Annotated in this window: 3 protein-coding genes and 1 pseudogene; 2 read left to right on the top strand and 2 right to left on the bottom strand. The window is 65.9% G+C overall.

Annotated elements, in window-relative coordinates; all coding sequences use genetic code 11:
- Positions 1-59 precede the first annotated feature (59 nt).
- Complete coding sequence (locus ACLQI9_RS27710; RefSeq protein WP_442392450.1) at positions 60-410, bottom strand: hypothetical protein; 351 nt, start codon at positions 408-410, stop codon at positions 60-62.
- Positions 411-573: 163 nt separating this feature from the next.
- Between ACLQI9_RS27710 and ACLQI9_RS27705 the strand changes: the two genes are divergently transcribed.
- Complete coding sequence (locus ACLQI9_RS27705) at positions 574-1698, top strand: FAD-dependent oxidoreductase (RefSeq protein WP_442392449.1); 1125 nt, start codon at positions 574-576, stop codon at positions 1696-1698.
- Positions 1699-1720: 22 nt separating this feature from the next.
- On the opposite strand, the gene ACLQI9_RS27700 is transcribed toward ACLQI9_RS27705, so the two are convergent.
- Complete coding sequence (locus ACLQI9_RS27700) at positions 1721-2464, bottom strand: methyltransferase domain-containing protein (protein WP_442392448.1); 744 nt, start codon at positions 2462-2464, stop codon at positions 1721-1723.
- A gap of 235 nt (positions 2465-2699) precedes the next feature.
- Between ACLQI9_RS27700 and ACLQI9_RS27695 the strand changes: the two are divergent.
- Positions 2700-2847, top strand: a pseudogene (locus ACLQI9_RS27695) (SDR family NAD(P)-dependent oxidoreductase); the annotation flags it as partial.

Below are 2847 nucleotides of genomic sequence, written 5' to 3'. Positions count from 1 at the left end.
CCGCCGAGGCCATCACCGTGCGTTCATCGCGAGTGCGGTAGGGAATCAGCGCAAACGGGTTATCCAACACCAGCGCGATCGAGGGGAACTCCCCGGCCAGTGTTGGCTTCCAGGCAAAGCTGGGATTTGATGTGGTGTACCGCCTGCCGTAGGTCCAGGTGCAGATCCTGCCCGGGACCGCCGCGATGGCGGTGCATCGCTGCCGCGGCAATCGCGTTGCCCATCATCGGGATACCGATCGCGGCGGCGAGCCGGTGGCGAGCCGCAATGATCGGATCCTGGCCGGCAAATGTCACCTGGCCACCGGCATCAGCGACCGACAAACCAACATCGGCGAGTAGTGCATTGAGAGCGACGCTCGGATCGAATGCCGTGTCACTCGTCGACGCCGCTGGGGCTGTATCGGTCATGGTCGGATTTCCTCTCCACGGGCTCTGTCGCAGTCAGCATGAAGCCGGCGGCCGACGGATCGTGAAAATGAAGGAAACTCATCAGAATCTGCATCGCAATGACGGAAAGCGTCAAGCCGATGCCAGACCAGTACATAGTTAGAACGTGTTACAGTTTGCCGGCATGAGCGGCAAACGCGTCATCGTCGCGGGGCTGGGGGACGTCGGTGTCCTCACCGCGATTCGGCTCTCTCGTCACGCCGACGTCGTCGGCGTCTCGGTCAAACCGGCACTGGTCAGCGGCCAGGAACTCGGCGTCCGGTTGTCCCGCCCCGACGACTGGGCCCGCGACTACTGGATCCCCTTCGACAGATTCCGCCGGCTGGATCGGGTGCGGATCATTCAGGGCACCCTGACCAGACTCGACCTGGCCACCCGAACCGTCTCTGGTCGGCGTGACGACGGTGGGACATTCGCCGAGGGGTATGACGCGCTGGTCATCGCCACTGGAGTCAGCAACGGCTTCTGGCGCCGGGCGACCATGCAGTCGGCCACAGAGATCGGCGCCGATCTGCGCGCTGCGCACGACCGCGTGGCTGCCGCCACATCGGTGATCGTCGTGGGTGGCGGCGCAGCAGCGGTCAGCAGCGCCGCCAATATGGCAACCACCTGGCCGGACAAACAGATCGACCTGTACTTTCCGGGCGAGCGGGCTTTGGGCGCCTATCACCCGCGGATTTGGAAACGCATTCACACTCGGCTGACCGACCTCGGCGTTGGCCTTCACCCCGGGCACCGCGCCGCGCTCGCCAACGGCTTCGCCGGCGACGAGATCACCAGCGCGCCGGTGCACTGGAGCACGGGACAACCCGCGGCCACGGCCGACGCCGTGCTGTGGGCGATAGGGCGGGTGCAACCCAACACCGATTGGCTGCCACCGGAGCTGCTCGACGAGCACGGCTTCGTTCGCGTGACGCCCGAACTGCGGGTGCCCGGCCATCCTGGTGTGTTCGCGATCGGAGACATCGCGGCCACCGACCCGCTGCGCAGCTCCGCCCGCAACCGCGGAGATGCACTGGTGGCCCGTAACATTCGCGCCGAGCTCGCAGGTCGACGGCTGCGCACATTTCGAGCGCCGGGGCGAAGGTGGGGCTCGTTATTGGGTATTCAGCCCAACGGGCTGGAGGTCTTCTTCCCCACCGGTCATGCGTTGCGCTTCCCATCGTGGTCGGTCGAACGCGTGGTGATGCCACTGATCGTCCGATGGGGCATGTACGGGGGAGTGCGAGAAAACTACCCGCTGGTATGACGAGCCGTGCCGATCCGCGGTGTCAGCCGCGTTTGGCGCGCACCCACTGTAAAGTGCCGACGTTCTTGGTTCGAACGCTGACGAAGCCGCGATCTTCCAGGATGTCGCCGAGTTCGTCTTCGCCGAAGACGTAGGCCCCGATATTGGGCAGCTTCTTCCAAAGCTGGGCGGCGCGCCCGGCGGTGGGCACCATCAGCGCCACTCGCCCGCCCGGTCGCAGCACCCGGGCGATCTCGGCCAGTGCTGCCGCCGGCTCGGGGATCAGCTGCAGCACGGCGATCGAGACCACCGCATCGACGGTCTGGTCGCGCAGCGGCAGCCGTTGTGCGTCAGCCCGGAGGAAGCCGACCTGCGGCCCGGCTTCAGCGCGCACCGCGCGCGCCAGCATAGGCTCGGAGATGTCGACGCCCAAGGCCAGCCCGTCGGGTCCCGCCGCGCGAGCCAGCGATGCGGTGACGGTTCCTGGACCGGAACCGACGTCCAACGCGATACCGCCGTGTGGGATGTTCAACCACTCGATCGGGAGCTGCCATGCGGCCAGCAACCTGCGCCCAATCGCCTGGGTATTGTCGAACAGCATCGACCCGATCGACGACGCCCATACCGCCTGGATGGGACCGGTGTTCTTGGCCGGGCCGGCGTCTTCGGCCGCATTACCCAGCAGGTCGAGGTAGCCCTTGCTCACATCCGGTTCGGCCGGTGGATCGATGAGCAGGGCCAGCGCCCGCTCCAGGGCAGGCGGCAACGTCGTGTGCACAGTGGTCATTCGCGCTACTCCTCCTCATCGCTGCGCTCTGCATCGTCGCAGGCGCGGGTCATTGGCGTTCCTTCGATGAAATGTCAAGTTCTACAGGCGTTTACGAAGCCGAAGCCGCAATTCTCTATATAGCTCGCTTCTGTTCGCAGCCTACGCCGAGCCTCCAGACGGTTCCACCCGCACGCGGTAACCGGCACGGCGGCGCCAGACAACGCTAGTGTCGGCTTGACGAAGGAGAAACACAGTGACGACAGCGTGGTCGCCTAGCCGACTCGGCAACCTGACCGGCAAGCGCATCATCGTGACCGGAGCGACCAATGGCGTGGGCCTCGGAACGGCGCGTCTTCTCGCTCGCGCGGGCGCACACGTGATCATGGCCGTCCGCAACACCG

This window comes from Mycobacterium sp. (assembly GCF_052143115.1).
Lineage (GTDB): Bacteria > Actinomycetota > Actinomycetes > Mycobacteriales > Mycobacteriaceae > Mycobacterium.
Note: the sequence above shows the minus strand (reverse complement) of the source record. Positions and strands in the feature narration are given on the sequence as shown.

Bases quoted from the DNA above. Each gene is read 5' to 3' on its own strand.
- ACLQI9_RS27700 (WP_442392448.1), bottom strand. From the start codon at position 2,464: ATGACCACTGTGCACACGACGTTGCCGCCTGCCCTGGAGCGGGCGCTG.
- ACLQI9_RS27705 (WP_442392449.1), top strand. From the start codon at position 574: ATGAGCGGCAAACGCGTCATCGTCGCGGGGCTGGGGGACGTCGGTGTC.
- ACLQI9_RS27710 (WP_442392450.1), bottom strand. From the start codon at position 410: ATGACCGATACAGCCCCAGCGGCGTCGACGAGTGACACGGCATTCGAT.